The following is a 15030-nucleotide window of genomic DNA, read 5'->3' on the forward strand; positions in this document are numbered from 1 at the left end:
TCAGGTCAGAATGTGCAATGAACGTTGCGTATTCTGCAACTACTCCCAGGGGACTCGATGCCTGCTTACGATGCCGCCGCCGTCGCCGCTCTCGCCGACGAGCGAGTGAGCCGCCGCGACCGGGTGCTGCCGCCCGCCTTCTGGGGCCGGACCATCGCCGAGGTGCTGGCCGCCCGCCCGCGGCTCTCCCAGCTGCCGACCCCGCTGATGACACTGTCCGCGCCCGGGCTGCGGCACAACATCGACACTCTGGCCAGCTGGTGCGTGCGTCACGGCATCGAGCACGCGCCGCACGGCAAGACCACGATGGCCCCAGCGTTGTGGGCGCAGCAGCTGGACGCGGGCGCTTGGGCGCTCACGCTGGCCAACGTCTACCACCTCGCGGTCGCCCGGCAGTTCGGCGTCCGCCGGGTCCTGATCGCGAACTCGGTCGTCTCCCCACTCCAACTCCGCTGGGTCGCCGACGAGCTGGCGCGCGATCCGGAGTTCGAGGTGTCGGTGTGGGCGGACTCGGTCCGCACGGTCGAGATCATGGAGGCCGCTCGGTCGGCGCATGTCGGTCCGGATGCGCGACCGCTCGACGTACTGGTAGAGCTGGGCGCACCGGGCGGACGGACCGGCGCTCGGGACTTCGAGACCGCGGAGGCTGTCGCTGCCGCGGTGACGGATGCGTCGACACTGCGGCTGGTCGGGGTGGCCGGCTACGAGGGCGCGGTCGCCGATGACGTCAACGAATCCGGGCTGGCCGCCGTACGGGCGTTCCTGCGTGACATGGCTGAGCTACACGCGCGACTGCGCAAGCAGGGCCGGTACGACGCGGACGTCGTACCGATCGTCACTGCGGGCGGCAGCGAGTTCTTCGAACTGGTCGCCGAGGTGCTCGGACCGCTGGAGGATGCGCGAGTCGTGGTGCGCTCCGGCGCGTACATCTCGCACGACGACGGGCTCTACCGGCGGGTCTCACCGCTGGGCCAGTCACCGCGCACGGACGGCGAGCAGCTCGTGGCGGCGATGCACGGGTGGATGCGCATCACCTCACAACCCGAAGCGGGGTTGGCGATCTTCGACGCCGGCCGCCGGGACTTCCCGGTCGACCAGGACATGCCTGAACCGCAGCTGGTCCGGCCGCGCGCGGCCGGGGAACCGGTGCTCCCGGCGACGGGGATGACGGTGACGAAGCTGAACGACCAGCACGGCTATCTACGGTTCGGCGACGAGCCGGTGGTGATCGGCGACGAACTCCGGCTCGGCCTGTCCCACCCGTGCACGGCGTTCGACAAGTGGGGGCTGATCCCGGTCGTCGACGACCCGGACGCCACCGACCCGATGGTGGTCGACCTGATCCGGACGTACTTCTGAGATGGCCGACCTGCTGATCAGCAACGCCACCGTCCTGGACGGGACCGGCGCCCCGGGCTTCGTCGCGAACGTCGCCGTCGACGCCGGCCGGATCGTGGCCATCGGCAACGACCTGCCGACCGCCCGGCGGACCGTCGATGCCACCGGTCTGGTGCTGTCTCCTGGCTTCATCGACATGCATGCCCACTCCGATCTGCAGATCCTGGCGAACCCGGACCACACCGCGAAGGTCAGCCAGGGCGTCACCCTGGAGGTGCTCGGCCAGGACGGTCTGTCGTTCGCGCCGATCGACGACCCGACCCGCGCCGCCATCCGGCGCCAGATCGCCGGCTGGAACGGCGAACCGGACGACTTCGACTTCTCGTGGTCCACGGTCGCCGGCTATCTCGACCGGCTGGATCAGGGCATCGCGTGCAACGCGGCCTACCTGGTCCCGCAGGGGACCCTGCGGATGATGGTCGTCGGCACCGAGAACCGGCCGGCCACTCCCGCGGAACTGGCGCAGATGATCGACCTGCTCACCCAGGCGCTGCGCGACGGCGCGGTCGGGATGAGCAGCGGCCTCACCTACACCCCTGGCATGTTCGCCACCACCGAGGAACTCGTCGAACTCTGCCGCGTCGTCGCCCAGTACGGCGGCTACTACGCCCCGCACCAACGTTCGTACGGACAGGGTGCCCTGGGTGCCTACGGCGAGATGGTCGAGGTGGCCCGGCAATCCGGTTGTGCGCTGCACCTGACCCACGCGGTGATGAACTTCGCGCCGAACCAGGGTCGTGGCGCCGACCTCGGCGCGATGATCGACAAGGCGCTCGGCGACGGGCTCGACGTCACCACCGACACCTATCCTTATTTGCCTGGGGCAACCACTCTCGCGGCGACGCTGCCGAGCTGGACGGCCGAGGGCGGCCCGGACGCGCAGCTGGACCGGCTGCGGGATCCGGCGACGCGGGCGCGGATCGCGCACGAGATGGAGCAGGTCGGCTCCGACGGCTGCCACGGCTGCGTGATCGAGTGGGACACCATCGAGATCGGCGGCGTCCGCAACCCGGCCCTCGGCAACGCCGTCGGCCGGACCGTTGCGGCGATGGCCGCCGACAACGGGCAGCGGGCCACGGACGTCTTCTTCGATCTGTTGATCGCCGACGACCTGGGCACCTCGATCCTGCAGCACGTCGGGCACGAGGAGAACGTGCGGACGATCATGCAGCACCCGAGCCACACCGGTGGCTCGGACGCGATCCTGGTCGGCGGCAAACCGCACCCGCGCTCGTGGGGCACCTTCCCGCGCTACCTGGGCCGCTACGTCCGTGAGCTCGGCGTCCTGGAACTGGCCGACTGCGTCCACCACCTCACCGGCCGCGCTGCTCGCCGGCTGCGGCTCACCGACCGCGGCCTGGTCCGCCTCGGCTACCACGCCGACCTGGTGCTCTTCGACCCGGCGACCGTCCACGACACCGCCACCTTCGACAACCCGCGCCAGCAGGCCGAAGGCATCCCCTACGTCTTCGTCAACGGTGTGCCTGTCATGGACGACGGCCACCGGACCGATGCCATGCCCGGTCGCGCCATCCGCCGTACTGATGTTTGAGAGGACCTCGATATGACCACTCTGGACCTGCTGCGAGCCGACCGCGTACTGACTGTCGTCAGGGCACCGGAGATCGCCGACGCCCGGGATCTGTGCGCAGCGCTGGTGTCCGGCGGGATCCACGTCGTGGAGCTCACCTACACGACGCCGAATCTGCCGCGCCATCTGGAGCGCGCGGCCTCGACTGCCGGTGAGACCGGCGCGGTCGTCGGCGCCGGGACTGTGCAGACCGGTGCGCAGGCACAGCAGGCGATCGACGCGGGGGCACAGTTCCTCGTGACGCCGGGGCAGGGGCCGGAGGCGGCCGCGATCGCCGAGGCCGCACGGGCCGCCGGCGTACCGGTGGTGCTCGGCGCCTTCACACCCTCCGAGGTGATGACGGCACTCGCGCTCGGATCGGCGGCGGTGAAGATCTTCCCGGCTCACCAGCTCGGCCCGAAGTACTTCAAGGATCTGAACGGCCCCTTCCCCGGAGTCCCGCTGATTCCGTCGGGTGGCATCAACGCCGGCAACGCCCGGGACTACCTGGACGCCGGCGCGCTGGCCGTCAGCGCGGGCACCGACGTGGTCTCTCCCGCCGACGTCGCCGCGGCCGACTGGCAGACCATCACAGCGAAGGCGAAGGCGTTCGTGGCTGCGATCAGCTGACCGTGATGCTGCCATAGCTCGTCCGGAGGAAGAGGCGATGCGTCGCGGCCGGATCGCTGTCCATGGTGATGTCGGTGGACCCCTGGGCAGCGACCGCGTCGACTGTGTACGTCGTGGTCCGCGGCAGCCGGACGGTCAATGAGCCATCGCTGACCGTGGCTGTCACCTGCTCGGGCGGGTCGTCGAACTGCATCGACACCGAACCGCTGCGCCCGTCGACCGAGACCTGCGGACTGCGCATCCGGTTCATGGTGATGGACCCGCCATCGACGTCGGCCTGCACCTTCCCGGCGAGATCGGAGACGTCGAGCGAGGCCCCTTCGGCCTTGGCCTGCACCGCGACCTCGGCCGGAACCTCCACCGTCAGCGCGACCTCGCAGTGCGCGTCGGGGCAGCTGGACCGGATGTCCAGCACCCCGTGGTCGGTCCGGACCTCGACCTTCGGCTCGCGCGCGGCATACGTCCCACTGACGGAGACCCGGACCTGCCTGCTCGCACCACCGATCACAGTGGCCGGAACCGTCGAGAGGATCCGCACGCCCTGCGGCCCAGCGGCGAAGGCGGCCGAGTAGTCGAAAGGCAGCTTGCCGCGAATCGTCGCGACCGTGACCGCCGCACCACAGATCACTAGGACCACGAGCGGCAGCACGCCGATCAGCAGCATCCGTCGCTGCGCTGTTGTGAGCGCCATCAGGTGCCCAGGAACCGCAGCACGGCCATCACGCGCCGGTGATCTCCGTCCCCCGACGACAGCCGCAGTTTGTTGAAGATGCTGCTGATGTGTTTCTCCACCGCGCCTTCCCCGACCACGAGCGCCTGTGCGATCCCGGTATTCGACTTGCCCTCGGCCATCGCCCGGAGAACCTGCTGCTCCCGCGGACTGAGCGCGGCCAGCGGATCCGCCTTACCGGAGCGGGCCAGCAGCTGCGAGATCACCTCCGGGTCCAGCGCCGCACCGCCGGCCGCCACCCGCCGCAGTGCGTCGAGGAACTGGTCCACATCCGCCACGCGATCCTTCAGCAGGTAGCCGACGCCACCCGGGTTCCCTCCGATCAGCTCGCTCGCATACCGCTCCTCGACATACTGCGAGAGGACCAGCACACCGGTCTCCGGATACTGCTCGCGCAGCACCAGCGCCGCCCGCAGCCCTTCGTCGGTGAACGTCGGCGGCATCCGGACGTCGACCACGCACACGTCCGGCCGGTGCTCAGCCACTGCCTTGAGCAGGTCGTCCCCGTCGCCGACCGCCGCGACGACAGTGCAGTCCTGCTCCTCCAGCAGCCGCACAATGCCCTCACGAAGCAGCACCGAGTCCTCCGCGATCACCACGCGCATGCTGGTCACCGGCAAAACACCTCCGTCCTTCGAACGATCCAGCCACCCGCTGGTCTGCTCATCCACACTCCCCCGCCACCAACCCCGCCCGACCGTCGACAGGCCTTCCTCATCCGCACGGCACCTCCGCGGTGAGAACTGTCGGACCGCCCGGTGGACTGCTCAAGCTGAGGTGGCCGTCGACACCTGCCACTCGATCGGCCAGTCCCTGAAGCCCGCTGCCGTCCTCCGCGCGGGCACCACCCCGCCCGTCGTCCGTCACCTGGACCTGGAGCACGTCCCCGGTCCTGGTGATCCGAACCTCGGCCTGCGCTGCCGCGGCATGCTTGGCAACATTCGTCAGAGCCTCGGTCACGACGAAGTAGGCGATGGACTCGATGGTCAGTGACGGGCGCGGCTCCACGTCGACCGTCACCCGAACGGGCACCGGCGAGCGAGCCGCGACGGCCGAGATCGCCGCATCCAGCCCACGGTCGGTCAGGATCGGCGGATGCAACCCGCGGGTCAGATCCCTGATCTCCGCAATCGCCTGCAGCGCCTCGGAGTGCGCCTCCTCGATCAGCGACCGCACGGACGGATCCTTGTCGCCCAGCCGATTCTTCGCCCGGCCCAGTGTCATCGCCAGCGAGACCAGCCGCTGCTGAGCACCGTCGTGCAGGTCGCGCTCCATCCGTCGCCGCTCGGCCTCGGCCGAGTCGACCACCTGCTGACGACTCGTCACCAGCCGGCTGACCCGCTCGGTCAGCGCACCGGTCTCATCACCGCCCAGGTAGATCCGGGCCAGGTGACCGTCCAGCGCGGACGCCGTCCGCATCAGCACCGGCGACACGAACACCAGGAACAGCGCGCCGAGCACCGCCACAGCCACCGCCTCATGGACCGTGTTGACCACGAACGGACCCAACTGCGCCCGCCCCGCGGCGAACCTCGAGAAGTAGAGCGGCAGCGCGATCAGCACCGGCGGGATCGACCAGGCGATCACGATCAGCAGCAGCCAGGACATTGCCGCCGGCAACAGCAGGACGTAGTACAGGAACTGGCGCCACAGGTTCGGATCGGCGACCGCTCTGCGGGCGTCGGTGATCCGGCTGCCGGACGGCGGCGGCGGCGCGAGCGGCAGCACCTCCTGACCGCGGGTGATCCGCGCTCGGGCGCGCTCCCAACCTGCCAACGCGTAGACCGCACCAGCAGCACTGCGGCTCAGCGGCAGCCCGAGGAAGGCAAGCGGCCACCCGAGCACGGCGACACACACCGAAGCCAGCGCGATCACTCCAGAGGTGAGCACCACCACCGCATCACCGAGCAGATGGACCGTGGCCAGCCACAGATACGGCGAGCGCCACAGCCGCCAAGGCCGCCGGGGAACCGGACTCGCGATCGTCGTCAACCGAACCACCTCCCGTCGCTGCGTCGGTCCGTCGAGGCTCAAACCTACGTCGCCGTCGAGGGCACCGATATGAGGACAACCCCCGGACCGACTTCGGGTTAACCCCACCTTTTGTTCGTGGGTTTGCCTCAATGTGCGGAAGCCGCCGCCACGGAACGCTTGAAGCATGACGACGACACTCCCGCAGGCTCAGCCCTATCAGGCCCTCCGGCACCCGCTGAGCGTGCAACTCGGCGACGCCATCGACGACCGCGTCGCCGAGGCGCTGGACGACTACCTCACCGAAGGCCGACTCGACGGCCGGATCCGCGCGCGCCGCTCCCCCGGCGGGCTGGCCGCCCTGGTGGCCGGCGTCGTCGCGGCTGTGTTGCTCCCGTGGTGCCTGATCCTCGCCGCGACCCTGCCGACCACCTATCAGGCCGACAACTGGCGGCTCACCTGGATCGGCCTCGATGCCGCCACCGCGATCGCCGCCGGCCTGACGGCGTATCTGCTGCACAAGCGGAACAGATACGCCGTCCTGACCGCGATGTCCGCCGGCACACTGCTGCTGGCCGACGCCTGGTTCGACGTCAGCACAGCAGGAGCAGGCGTCGACCGCACGCTCGCTCTGGCGATGGCCTTTCTGCTCGAGCTGCCGCTGGCCGTGTGCGCCTGGATCGTCGCCGCCCGCGAGCTGCGGCGCTAGTCGATCAACTCCCGATCAGCTCGAGGACAGGCCCTTCATGCAGCGCTCGGTAGACCTTGTCACGCAGCCCGTTGGCCTCGGTGTCGGTCAGTGTCCGGTCGACCGGACGGAGGACCAACCTGACCAGCAGGTTCCGTTGCCCAGGGGCGAGTTGCAACCGCGCACGCGCCGCCGGTGGCAGCTCGTCGTAGGTCGTCTCACTGAGGACCTCCAGCGACTCGGCCGCATCCGCGTCCGGGCCGAGCGCATCGCGCACCTTGTCGCCAAGCACCTCGGGCGACACATCCGCCTCCGCGCTCACCACCACCGACAGGTCCCGGCGGACCGGTGGCATCGTCGACACCGATCGGTAGGGCAACAGGTCGAGCAGTTGGCCGGCCACCCGCGGGTCCGTCGACCGGAGCAGCCGGATGTCGTGGATGCCCTTGCGCAGCATCAGAAGCCGATCCAGCCCCGGCCCCATCGCCAGACCGGTCCAGTCGTCGTCCAGACCGGCCTTGCGCAGGACATCCGGCGCGGCCACGCCGCATTCGCCGATTTCGATCCATTGCCCCTCCAGCAGGACATCGATCTGCCGGCCGTGGATCGTGTAGGGATGCACCGCGGGGACTGTGCGGTAGGTCTGGCCGGGCAGCACCGTCTCGACCAGCCGGGCGATCATCTCTTCCAGCTCGGGCTCTCCAAGCGTGACATTGCGGCTGATCCGCCAGAGGTCGATCTGGTGCGGCGTGCCGGTGTGCTGCCAGTCGACCGAGTCCCGGCGGTAGCAGATTCCCGCACAGACCATCAGCACATCGGACGCGTCCGAGCCGGCCAGCTCACGCAGCGCGGGCGGGATCATCGCCGACGTATGGCTGCGCAGGACCTCGGTCTCGGAGGCGTAGCGGGTGTAGCGCGCCTCCCGGGTGACCGCGCCGGCGACGTAGCCGAGGTTGTCGTAGTTGTCGGCCAGGCTGACCACCGGATGGTCACGGCGGGTCCAGATCTCCGTGTAGGGCCAGGCCGCGCCCAACGCTGTCCGGATCGAGTCGACGATCAGCTGGATAGCGTGTGGTCCCTGGGCGGGATCGGTCAGATCGCGCAGAGACAGAGCAGAGTGCAGTTCCTCGAGGGTGAGGACAGACATGGGTGAACTCCAAAGGTGACGGTCTCGACGGGGGAGCCAGATCGATCTGGCGGTACACCCCGGTCGGCCACGGTCACCTCAGGAGAGAGCGCAGCAGCAGCTCACCCCGTCGGCACCGTCGTGCCGGCCGGGGCGAAGAAATCGCCGCCCGTACTGCGTCATGCCGTCAGTCTACCTCCCCCCTTGCTTGCCTAACAGCTAAAAGTCTTTTAGGTTGTTAGGAGAGAGGTGATACTGATGCCCTATCAGCCGGAACTGATCGGCGGTCACGTTGCTCTCGACCTGCTGAACACCATCTCCTGGCGGCTGGAGCCGTCCCGCACCATCGATCGGATCGCGACCCCCGAGGCACTGGCCACGTGGTGTGCGGCAGTAGGTCTCCGCGGGGACAGCGAGCCTGAGCAGGTGGCGATGGTCCGTGCGGCCGTCTACGAGGTCGTGCTGCCCATCGCCCGAAGGACCGGTTCGGGAGATCTGCGGGAGCTGCAGATCTTGCTGACAGGCGCCATGCGGCGAGCCACACCGGTCGGCCCCCGAGCGTTGGAATGGCTGGGCGTCGACCTTGTGGACGAGTTGGTGCTGGCAACCAGCCGCCTGCTGGAGCGAGAGGACCTGAGCCGGCTGCGGGAGTGCCAGGACAACGGCTGCGGATGGCTGTTCCTGGACCGCAGCAAGAACGGGTCTCGACGGTGGTGCAGCTCAGGCGACTGCGGGAACCGCGCCCGGGCCAAGCGGCACTACGCGCGAGTCCGAGCTGGGCGGGAAGCATGAGAGGCTCTGCGGCGGTCACCGCGCTGCTCGATCGGCGCCAGGAGTTCTTCGAGGGGATGCGTCTAGGCATCGGGCCCGGCGCGGCCGCGTTCGTGCTGGCGCTGAGCTTCGGCGCCGAGGCGGTGGCGCGCGACTGGGGCTTCGGGCTGCCGGTGCTGTTCTCGATGTTCGCCTGGTCAGGGTCGGCACAGTTCGCACTGCTGACGTCACTGGCGAGCGGCTCGGCCGTCGTCGCGGTGACGTCCGCGGTGCTGATCAACGCGCGCTACCTGATGATGAGCCTCGCACTCAACGAGAGCCTGCGCGGCGGCAGACTCTCCCGCGCTCTCCAGGCGCAGGCACTCTGCGACGCGTCATTTGTTGTTGCCCATGGCACCAAAGGCGGCTACGACATCGTCCGGCTGGTCGGTGCCAGCGTTCCGCAGTGGGTGCTCTGGGCAGCCGGTACGGCGGTCGGCGCGCTGACCGCGCCTTCGCCCGAGCTGATGCACCAACTGGGACTGGACGTCGCGTTCCCGGCGTTCTTCCTGATCCTCGCGCTCGACGAACTACGCCGCTCGAAGCGGGCCATGCTGGCCGGTCTCCTCGGCGCGGTGATCGCCGCCGCACTGCTCTTCGTCACCATCCCCAGTTACGCCTTGCTGGGCGCCATCGCCGCGGCCCTGCTCGGCATACTCCCCGAGAAGGAGGGTGAGCACGCATGAAGCTCTGGTTGTCCGCAGGCATCGTCACCCTGATCAGCTGGCTGATGAAGGCAAGCGCGCCACTCGTGATCGGCGGCCGCAAACTGCCGCAACCCGTGCTCAGGCTCACCGCCCTCACCGCCCCGGTCCTCCTGGCCGGACTCATCATCACGGAGCTAGGCGGCGAGCACTGGCACAACCTCGACTGGACGAAGGTCGTAGGCGTAGGCGCCGCCGGCGGCCTCTGCCTCGCAAAAGTCCCCATGCTCCTCTGCGTAGCCGCCGGCATCATCGTCACCGCCCTACTCCGCCTAACCACGCACTAACCCCACAACCGGGGCGTCTGCACACCCGGCTCGCTGCTTCGACGTGCCGCTGCCACGACCCAGCGAGCCGGCGCTCCGACAGCACGCCGTACCAGTCCCACCTGCACCCAAAGGTGGGCCGGCTGCTCTTCACGCACGAACCCCAACTCTGGGAACGAACCCCAACTTTGGGAACGGACGCCAACTCTGGGAACGGACGCCAACTTTGGGAACCCACCAGTCAGCCACGGGCGCTCAGGATGGTTGGTGGCTACACAAAGTCGACCTTGACGCCCAAAGGTGGGTCAGCTGCTCTTTGAGCACGAACCCCAACTCTGGGAACGAACGCCAACTTTGGGAACCCACCAGTCAGCCACGGGACCCCTGGATGGTTGGTGGCTACACAAAGTCGACGTAGACGCCCAAAGGTGGGCCGGCTGCTCTTTGAGCACGAACCCCAACTCTGGGAACGAACCCCAACTTTGGGAACCCACCAGTCAGCCACGGGACCCCTGGATGGTTGGTGGCTACACAAAGTCGACCTTGACACCCAAAGGTGGGTCAGCTGCTCTTTGAGCACGAACCCCAACTTTGGGAACGAACGCCAACTTTGGGAACCCACCAGTCAGCTGCGGGACCCCTGGATGGTTGATGGCTACACAAAGTCGACCTTGACGCCCAAAGGTGGGCCCGCTGCTCTTCGAGCACGAACGGCAACTTTGGGAAGCCACCAGTCGGGTGCGGGGGCGCCGGATGGTTGGTGGGTGCTCAAAGTGCGGGATGTGCGCGCGGCGGGTGGGTGGGACGATGGGCGGCATGCGATGGATTGATGCGTTGGAGGGGACCGCCGCGGAGAAGTTGCCGGAGGCCGTGCATCGGTACTACCGGCAGGGTTCGGCCGGGGGGATCAGTGTCGGGGAGGCGGTTGCCGCGTGGTCGGCGTACCGGTTCCGGCCGCGGGTGCTGCAGGATGTTTCGTCGATCGACCTACGGACCACCGTGCTCGGTACGCCGGTGGACAGTCCGGTGCTGATCGCGCCGTCGACGCTGCAACGGCTCGCGGATCCTGAGGGTGAGATCGCGATGGCGAAGGGAGTCGTCGCGGCCGGCTCGCTGCTGGGGGTCTCCAGCAACGCCGGGACGCGGTTCGCCGACCTCGGCGCGACCGGGGTCCCGTGGTGGCTGCAGATCTACATCGTGCGGAACCGCAGCATCACCGAGCAGATGCTCGACGCGGCCGTCGCCGGTGGAGCGAAGGCGATCGTGCTCACCGTCGATACCCCGGTGGTCGGTCGCAAGGAAGACGAGGGCCCGGTGGTCTGGTCGTACGTGCAGCCGGGTCAGCTCCGGATCAACGTTCCCGAGGGCAACTGGACCGACGCGGACCTCGACAAGGCCGACGACCTCACGCCTGACGTGATCGGCTGGCTCGCCGAGCGCACCGGCCTGCCGGTCGTGGTGAAGGGCGTCCTGCGCGGCGACGACGCCAAGCGCATCTCCGACGCCGGCGCGGCCGGCATCATCGTCTCCAACCACGGCGGTCGCCAGCTCGACGGTTCGATCCCGACCGCCGACGCCCTCCCCGAGGTCGCCGAAGCCCTCGCCGGAACCACCACCGAGCTGTACGTCGACGGCGGCATCCGTCGCGGCGAACACGTCCTCGCCGCCCTGGCTCTCGGCGCCCGCGCCGTCTTCGTCGGCCGCCCAGCCCTCTGGGCCCTCGCCGTAGAAGGTAAGCCCGGCGTCACCCGTCTGCTCACCGACCTGGCCGAAGAGCTCGAGCACACCCTCCAACTAGTAGGCGTCCCCCGCCCCGCCGACCTCACCCCGGACCTCGTCGTACGTCGCTGATCCCTGCAACAAGGTGCAAATCCCGTGCTGTAGCTGGTGCCCCAGGTAAACAACCTGAAACCGTCGACGCCAAAGACGCATCGACGAAAGGCACCGACATCGTGTTGAAGAAGCTGGCGGCGGTTCTGGGGTTCCTGAGCGTGGCAGCGGTCGTGACACCCGCGACCGCACAAGCTGCGGAGTTCTCCACCGAGGACACCGCGGCCACTATCGCTGCCCAGAAGTGTCCGGCCGACACACTGTGTCTCTACGCCGGCCCGAGGTTCACCGACATGAGGTTGAGTACCCGCGCCTTCGGGAGGTGCTGGTGGCTGAGCGACTTCGACCTCGACGAGGTGTCGGGAGACCTGCAGCACGTCCGGTGGGGTGTCGAGTCCTACGTCAACAACCGGAAGGTCAAGGCCCACATCCTTGGGGACAGGGTCTATCGGATCCTGCCCGGAGGCAGCAGCTCGAACACCACGTCGGCCATCGCCAAGGAGTACAAGCTCTGTATCTGACGCGCGCCGAGGCGTCCAGAAATGCAGAAAGGCCCCGGGAGACCCCGGGGCCTTTCTGTTGGATCGATCCTGAGGATCAGGCGTCCGCGTTCTCCTCGAGGAGGTTGCGGGTGGCGTTCGGGTCCACCGGGACACCGGGGCCCATGGTCGTCGAGATCACGGTCTTGCGGATGTAGCGGCCCTTCGAGCTGGCCGGCTTCAACCGCAGGATCTCGTCGAGCGCGGCGCTGTAGTTCTCCACCAGCTGGGCCTCGTCGAACGACGCCTTGCCGATGATGAAGTGCAGGTTCGCGTGCCGGTCGACCCGGAACTCGATCTTGCCGCCCTTGATGTCGGTGATGGCCTTGGTGACATCGGGGGTGACGGTGCCGGTCTTCGGGTTCGGCATCAGACCACGCGGGCCGAGGACGCGGCCCAGCCGGCCGACCTTGCCCATCAGGTCCGGGGTCGCGACGACGGCGTCGAAGTCGAGCCAGCCGTCGGTCACCTTCTTGATCAGGTCGTCGTCGCCGACCCAGTCGGCGCCGGCGGCCTTCGCGGCCTCAGCCTTGTCACCGGTGGCGAAGACGAGGACCCGTGCCGTCTTGCCGGTACCGTGCGGAAGGTTGACGGTGCCGCGCACCATCTGGTCGGCCTTGCGGGGGTCGACCCCGAGGCGCATCGCGACATCCAGCGTCGAGTTGAGCTTCTTGCCCGCACCGGCCTCCTTGGCCAGCCGGACCGCCTCGAGCGGGGTGTACAGGTGATCGAAGTCGATCTTGTCCGCGATCGCGCGGTAAGCCTTGCTGCGCTCTGCCATTGCTGTTTCCTCTCTGGGGTGTGGTCTCCGGGCGGCGCTACGCCCTGCCACAACTACTCGTCGTACTGGTGAAGCCGCGGCGTTCAGGCCTCGACGTTGACACCCATGGAACGGGCGGTGCCCTCGATGATCTTCATCGCGGCGTCGATGTCGCGGGCGTTCAGGTCCGGCATCTTGGTGGTGGCGATCTCGCGGACCTGGTCCTTGGTGATCTTGCCGACCTTGTCCTTCTGCGGGACTGCCGAACCCTTCTGGATACCGGCGGCCTTCTTGATCATCTCGGGCGCCGGGGGCGTCTTCGTGACGAACGTGAAGGAGCGGTCTTCGTAGATGGTGATCTCGACCGGGACCACGTTGCCACGCATGGATTCCGTCTGGGCGTTGTACGCCTTGCAGAACTCCATGATGTTGACACCGTGCGGGCCGAGCGCCGTACCTACCGGCGGGGCGGGCGTCGCTGCGCCGGCCTGGAGCTGCACCTTGACCAGGGCAGCGATCTTCTTCTTGGGAGGCATTCTGTCGGGTCCTTAGACTTTCTGGATCTGGTTGAAGCTGAGTTCCACCGGGGTCTCCCGGCCGAAGATCTCCACCAGCGCCTTGATCCGCTGTGCGTCGGCATTGATCTCCGTGATCGTGGCGTGCAGGGTCGCGAACGGCCCGTCCACCACCATGACCGAGTCGCCGACCCCGAAGTCGGCCACCTCGACCTTCTTCTTGGCCGCCGTCTTGGCGGGTGCGGAGCCTGCTTCGGCTGCCGCCGCCTCGGCCGCCGCAACGACGGCCGGGGCGAGCATCTTCTCGACCTCTTCGAGGCTGAGCGGGACCGGCTTCTGGCTGTTCCCGACGAAACCGGTCACCGACGGCGTGTGCCGCACGGTCGACCAGGACTCGTCGGTCAGATCCATCCGGACCAGGACATAACCGGGGAGGACGGTGCGCTTGACCATCTTGCGCTGACCGTTCTTGATCTCGGCGACCTCTTCGGTCGGCACGACGATCTCGAAGATGTAGTCCTCCATGTTCAGGGAGTTGATCCGGTTCTCAAGGTTGCCCTTGACCCGGTTCTCCATCCCTGAATACGTGTGTACGACGTACCAGTCGCCGATCTGCGAGCGCAACCGGCCGCGCAGCTCCTCGAGCGGGTCGCCCGGCTCCGCGGGCTCCTCGTCGTCGTCGGCCACGGCAGCCGCCGCGGCGACCGCGAGGGCGTCGTCGTCGTCCGCGCTGGAGAAGACCACCGCGTCGACGGCCAGCTCGGCCTCGGTGCTGTCGTCGAGCGCGATCTCCGCGGTCTCGTCGGCCAGCTCCTCGGCGGCGTCCTCGACATCTTCCTGCGTCACGACCTCGGCGTCCTCGGCCTCGTCCGCGGCGGCGACCACGACGACCGGCTCGTCGTCGGAGTCGTCGGACCCGGCGGGGCCGTCCTCGGCCTCGTCGTCGGCGGAGTACTCCGGCACCTCGGCGACAACCTCGTCGGTCTCGTCGTCGGAGTCCTCGTCGTCCAGACCCGCGAACGGGTCGTCGTCATCGGCGAACAGGTCGTCGTCGTCCTCGACGACGACCGCGGCCTCGTCGAACTCGAGATCGTCGTCGGAGTCGGATACGTCGAACTCGTCCTCGAGCTCAAGGACCTCGTCGTCGCGCTCTGACACGTCGTACTCCGTCATCTGTGGATCGGTTCTGGATCTGGCGTCGGGGGCGGGCCGTGGGCCCGGCTCCCGGCCTTTCGTGGGCGGTGTCGGCCTCAGCCGAAGATCTTGAGGACTGCCCAGCCGAAGGCGAGGTCGAGGACCGAGACGATCGCGATGACGAACACCACGAAGGTCAGCACCACCACGAAGTAGGTGGACAGCTGCTTGCGGGTGGGCCAGACGACCTTGCGGAGCTCGGCGACCACCTGGCGGTAGAAACGCAGCAGGCCTCTGCCTTGCTTGCCTTCCGCAGGCTTACCGGCGCCGGACGGTGCCGGGGTGCGCGTCTCCGTCAC

17 protein-coding genes are annotated in these 15030 nt (G+C 68.3%); 9 read left to right on the top strand and 8 right to left on the bottom strand.

From position 1 onward, the window contains the following. Positions 1-57: 57 nt before the first annotated feature. From OG474_RS11160 to OG474_RS11170, 3 genes are read left to right on the top strand one after another with little or no spacing between them, the layout of a single operon-like run. A complete protein-coding gene (locus tag OG474_RS11160) occupies positions 58-1359 on the top strand; it encodes an alanine racemase (protein ID WP_405062176.1) in 1302 nt (433 codons plus the stop codon). Between the two features lies 1 nt (position 1360). After that, positions 1361-2950, top strand: coding sequence for an amidohydrolase family protein (locus tag OG474_RS11165; protein ID WP_405062177.1), 1590 nt, complete (start codon positions 1361-1363; stop codon positions 2948-2950). Between the two features lie 12 nt (positions 2951-2962). After that, positions 2963-3598 carry a bifunctional 4-hydroxy-2-oxoglutarate aldolase/2-dehydro-3-deoxy-phosphogluconate aldolase gene (locus OG474_RS11170; protein WP_405062178.1) on the top strand — a complete coding sequence of 212 codons (636 nt, stop codon included), beginning with the start codon at positions 2963-2965 and terminating at the stop codon, positions 3596-3598. Here the strand turns inward: OG474_RS11170 and OG474_RS11175 are convergent. From OG474_RS11175 to OG474_RS11185, 3 genes are all read right to left on the bottom strand, one after another. Further along, positions 3591-4289 carry a hypothetical protein gene (locus OG474_RS11175; protein WP_405062179.1) on the bottom strand — a complete coding sequence of 233 codons (699 nt, stop codon included), beginning with the start codon at positions 4287-4289 and terminating at the stop codon, positions 3591-3593. The genes OG474_RS11170 and OG474_RS11175 overlap by 8 nt on opposite strands. Beyond that, positions 4289-4933 (bottom strand): response regulator, encoded by a 645-nt coding sequence (locus tag OG474_RS11180; RefSeq protein ID WP_405064563.1) that lies wholly within the window; start codon positions 4931-4933, stop codon positions 4289-4291. Before OG474_RS11180 ends, OG474_RS11175 begins: the two co-directional genes overlap by 1 nt. Positions 4934-5042: 109 nt before the next feature. Further along, on the bottom strand, positions 5043-6320 hold the full coding sequence (locus OG474_RS11185; RefSeq protein WP_405062180.1) for a sensor histidine kinase: 1278 nt from the start codon (positions 6318-6320) through the stop codon (positions 5043-5045). A 166-nt stretch (positions 6321-6486) separates the two neighbouring features. On the opposite strand from OG474_RS11185, the gene OG474_RS11190 reads away from it, so the two are divergent. Next, complete coding sequence (locus OG474_RS11190; protein ID WP_405062181.1) at positions 6487-7008, top strand: hypothetical protein; 522 nt, start codon at positions 6487-6489, stop codon at positions 7006-7008. A gap of 4 nt (positions 7009-7012) precedes the next feature. Here the strand turns inward: OG474_RS11190 and OG474_RS11195 are convergent, their stop codons facing one another. Further along, complete coding sequence (locus tag OG474_RS11195; RefSeq protein ID WP_405062182.1) at positions 7013-8134, bottom strand: hypothetical protein; 1122 nt, start codon at positions 8132-8134, stop codon at positions 7013-7015. Positions 8135-8371: 237 nt separating this feature from the next. On the opposite strand from OG474_RS11195, the gene OG474_RS11200 reads away from it, so the two are divergent. The 5 genes from OG474_RS11200 (at position 8372) to OG474_RS11220 (ending at position 12244) form a co-directional block, all read left to right on the top strand. Next, positions 8372-8905 (top strand): CGNR zinc finger domain-containing protein, encoded by a 534-nt coding sequence (locus OG474_RS11200; protein WP_405062183.1) that lies wholly within the window; start codon positions 8372-8374, stop codon positions 8903-8905. Then, positions 8902-9609, top strand: a complete 708-nt coding sequence (locus OG474_RS11205; RefSeq protein WP_405062184.1) for an AzlC family ABC transporter permease — start codon at positions 8902-8904, stop codon at positions 9607-9609. Before OG474_RS11200 ends, OG474_RS11205 begins: the two co-directional genes overlap by 4 nt. After that, complete coding sequence (locus tag OG474_RS11210) at positions 9606-9914, top strand: AzlD domain-containing protein (RefSeq protein ID WP_405062185.1); 309 nt, start codon at positions 9606-9608, stop codon at positions 9912-9914. The genes OG474_RS11205 and OG474_RS11210 overlap by 4 nt, the downstream gene beginning before the upstream one ends. Before the next feature lie 795 nt (positions 9915-10709). Next, positions 10710-11744 carry an alpha-hydroxy acid oxidase gene (locus tag OG474_RS11215; RefSeq protein ID WP_405062186.1) on the top strand — a complete coding sequence of 345 codons (1035 nt, stop codon included), beginning with the start codon at positions 10710-10712 and terminating at the stop codon, positions 11742-11744. A 101-nt stretch (positions 11745-11845) separates the two neighbouring features. After that, positions 11846-12244, top strand: a complete 399-nt coding sequence (locus OG474_RS11220; protein WP_405062187.1) for a hypothetical protein — start codon at positions 11846-11848, stop codon at positions 12242-12244. Positions 12245-12320: 76 nt separating this feature from the next. Here the strand turns inward: OG474_RS11220 and rplA are convergent, their stop codons facing one another. From rplA to secE, 4 genes are all read right to left on the bottom strand, one after another. Next, entirely contained in the window at positions 12321-13043 is a 723-nt protein-coding gene (rplA, locus tag OG474_RS11225) for a 50S ribosomal protein L1 (protein ID WP_405062188.1), read from the bottom strand. A gap of 83 nt (positions 13044-13126) precedes the next feature. After that, a complete protein-coding gene (rplK, locus tag OG474_RS11230; RefSeq protein ID WP_380154144.1) occupies positions 13127-13558 on the bottom strand; it encodes a 50S ribosomal protein L11 in 432 nt (143 codons plus the stop codon). A 12-nt stretch (positions 13559-13570) separates the two neighbouring features. After that, complete coding sequence (gene nusG, locus OG474_RS11235) at positions 13571-14581, bottom strand: transcription termination/antitermination protein NusG (protein ID WP_405064564.1); 1011 nt, start codon at positions 14579-14581, stop codon at positions 13571-13573. Between the two features lie 206 nt (positions 14582-14787). Then, on the bottom strand, positions 14788-15030 hold the full coding sequence (gene secE / locus OG474_RS11240) for a preprotein translocase subunit SecE (protein WP_132175403.1): 243 nt from the start codon (positions 15028-15030) through the stop codon (positions 14788-14790).

Origin of the sequence: Kribbella sp. NBC_01505, from assembly GCF_045040285.1 — a bacterium.
Lineage (GTDB): Bacteria > Actinomycetota > Actinomycetes > Propionibacteriales > Kribbellaceae > Kribbella.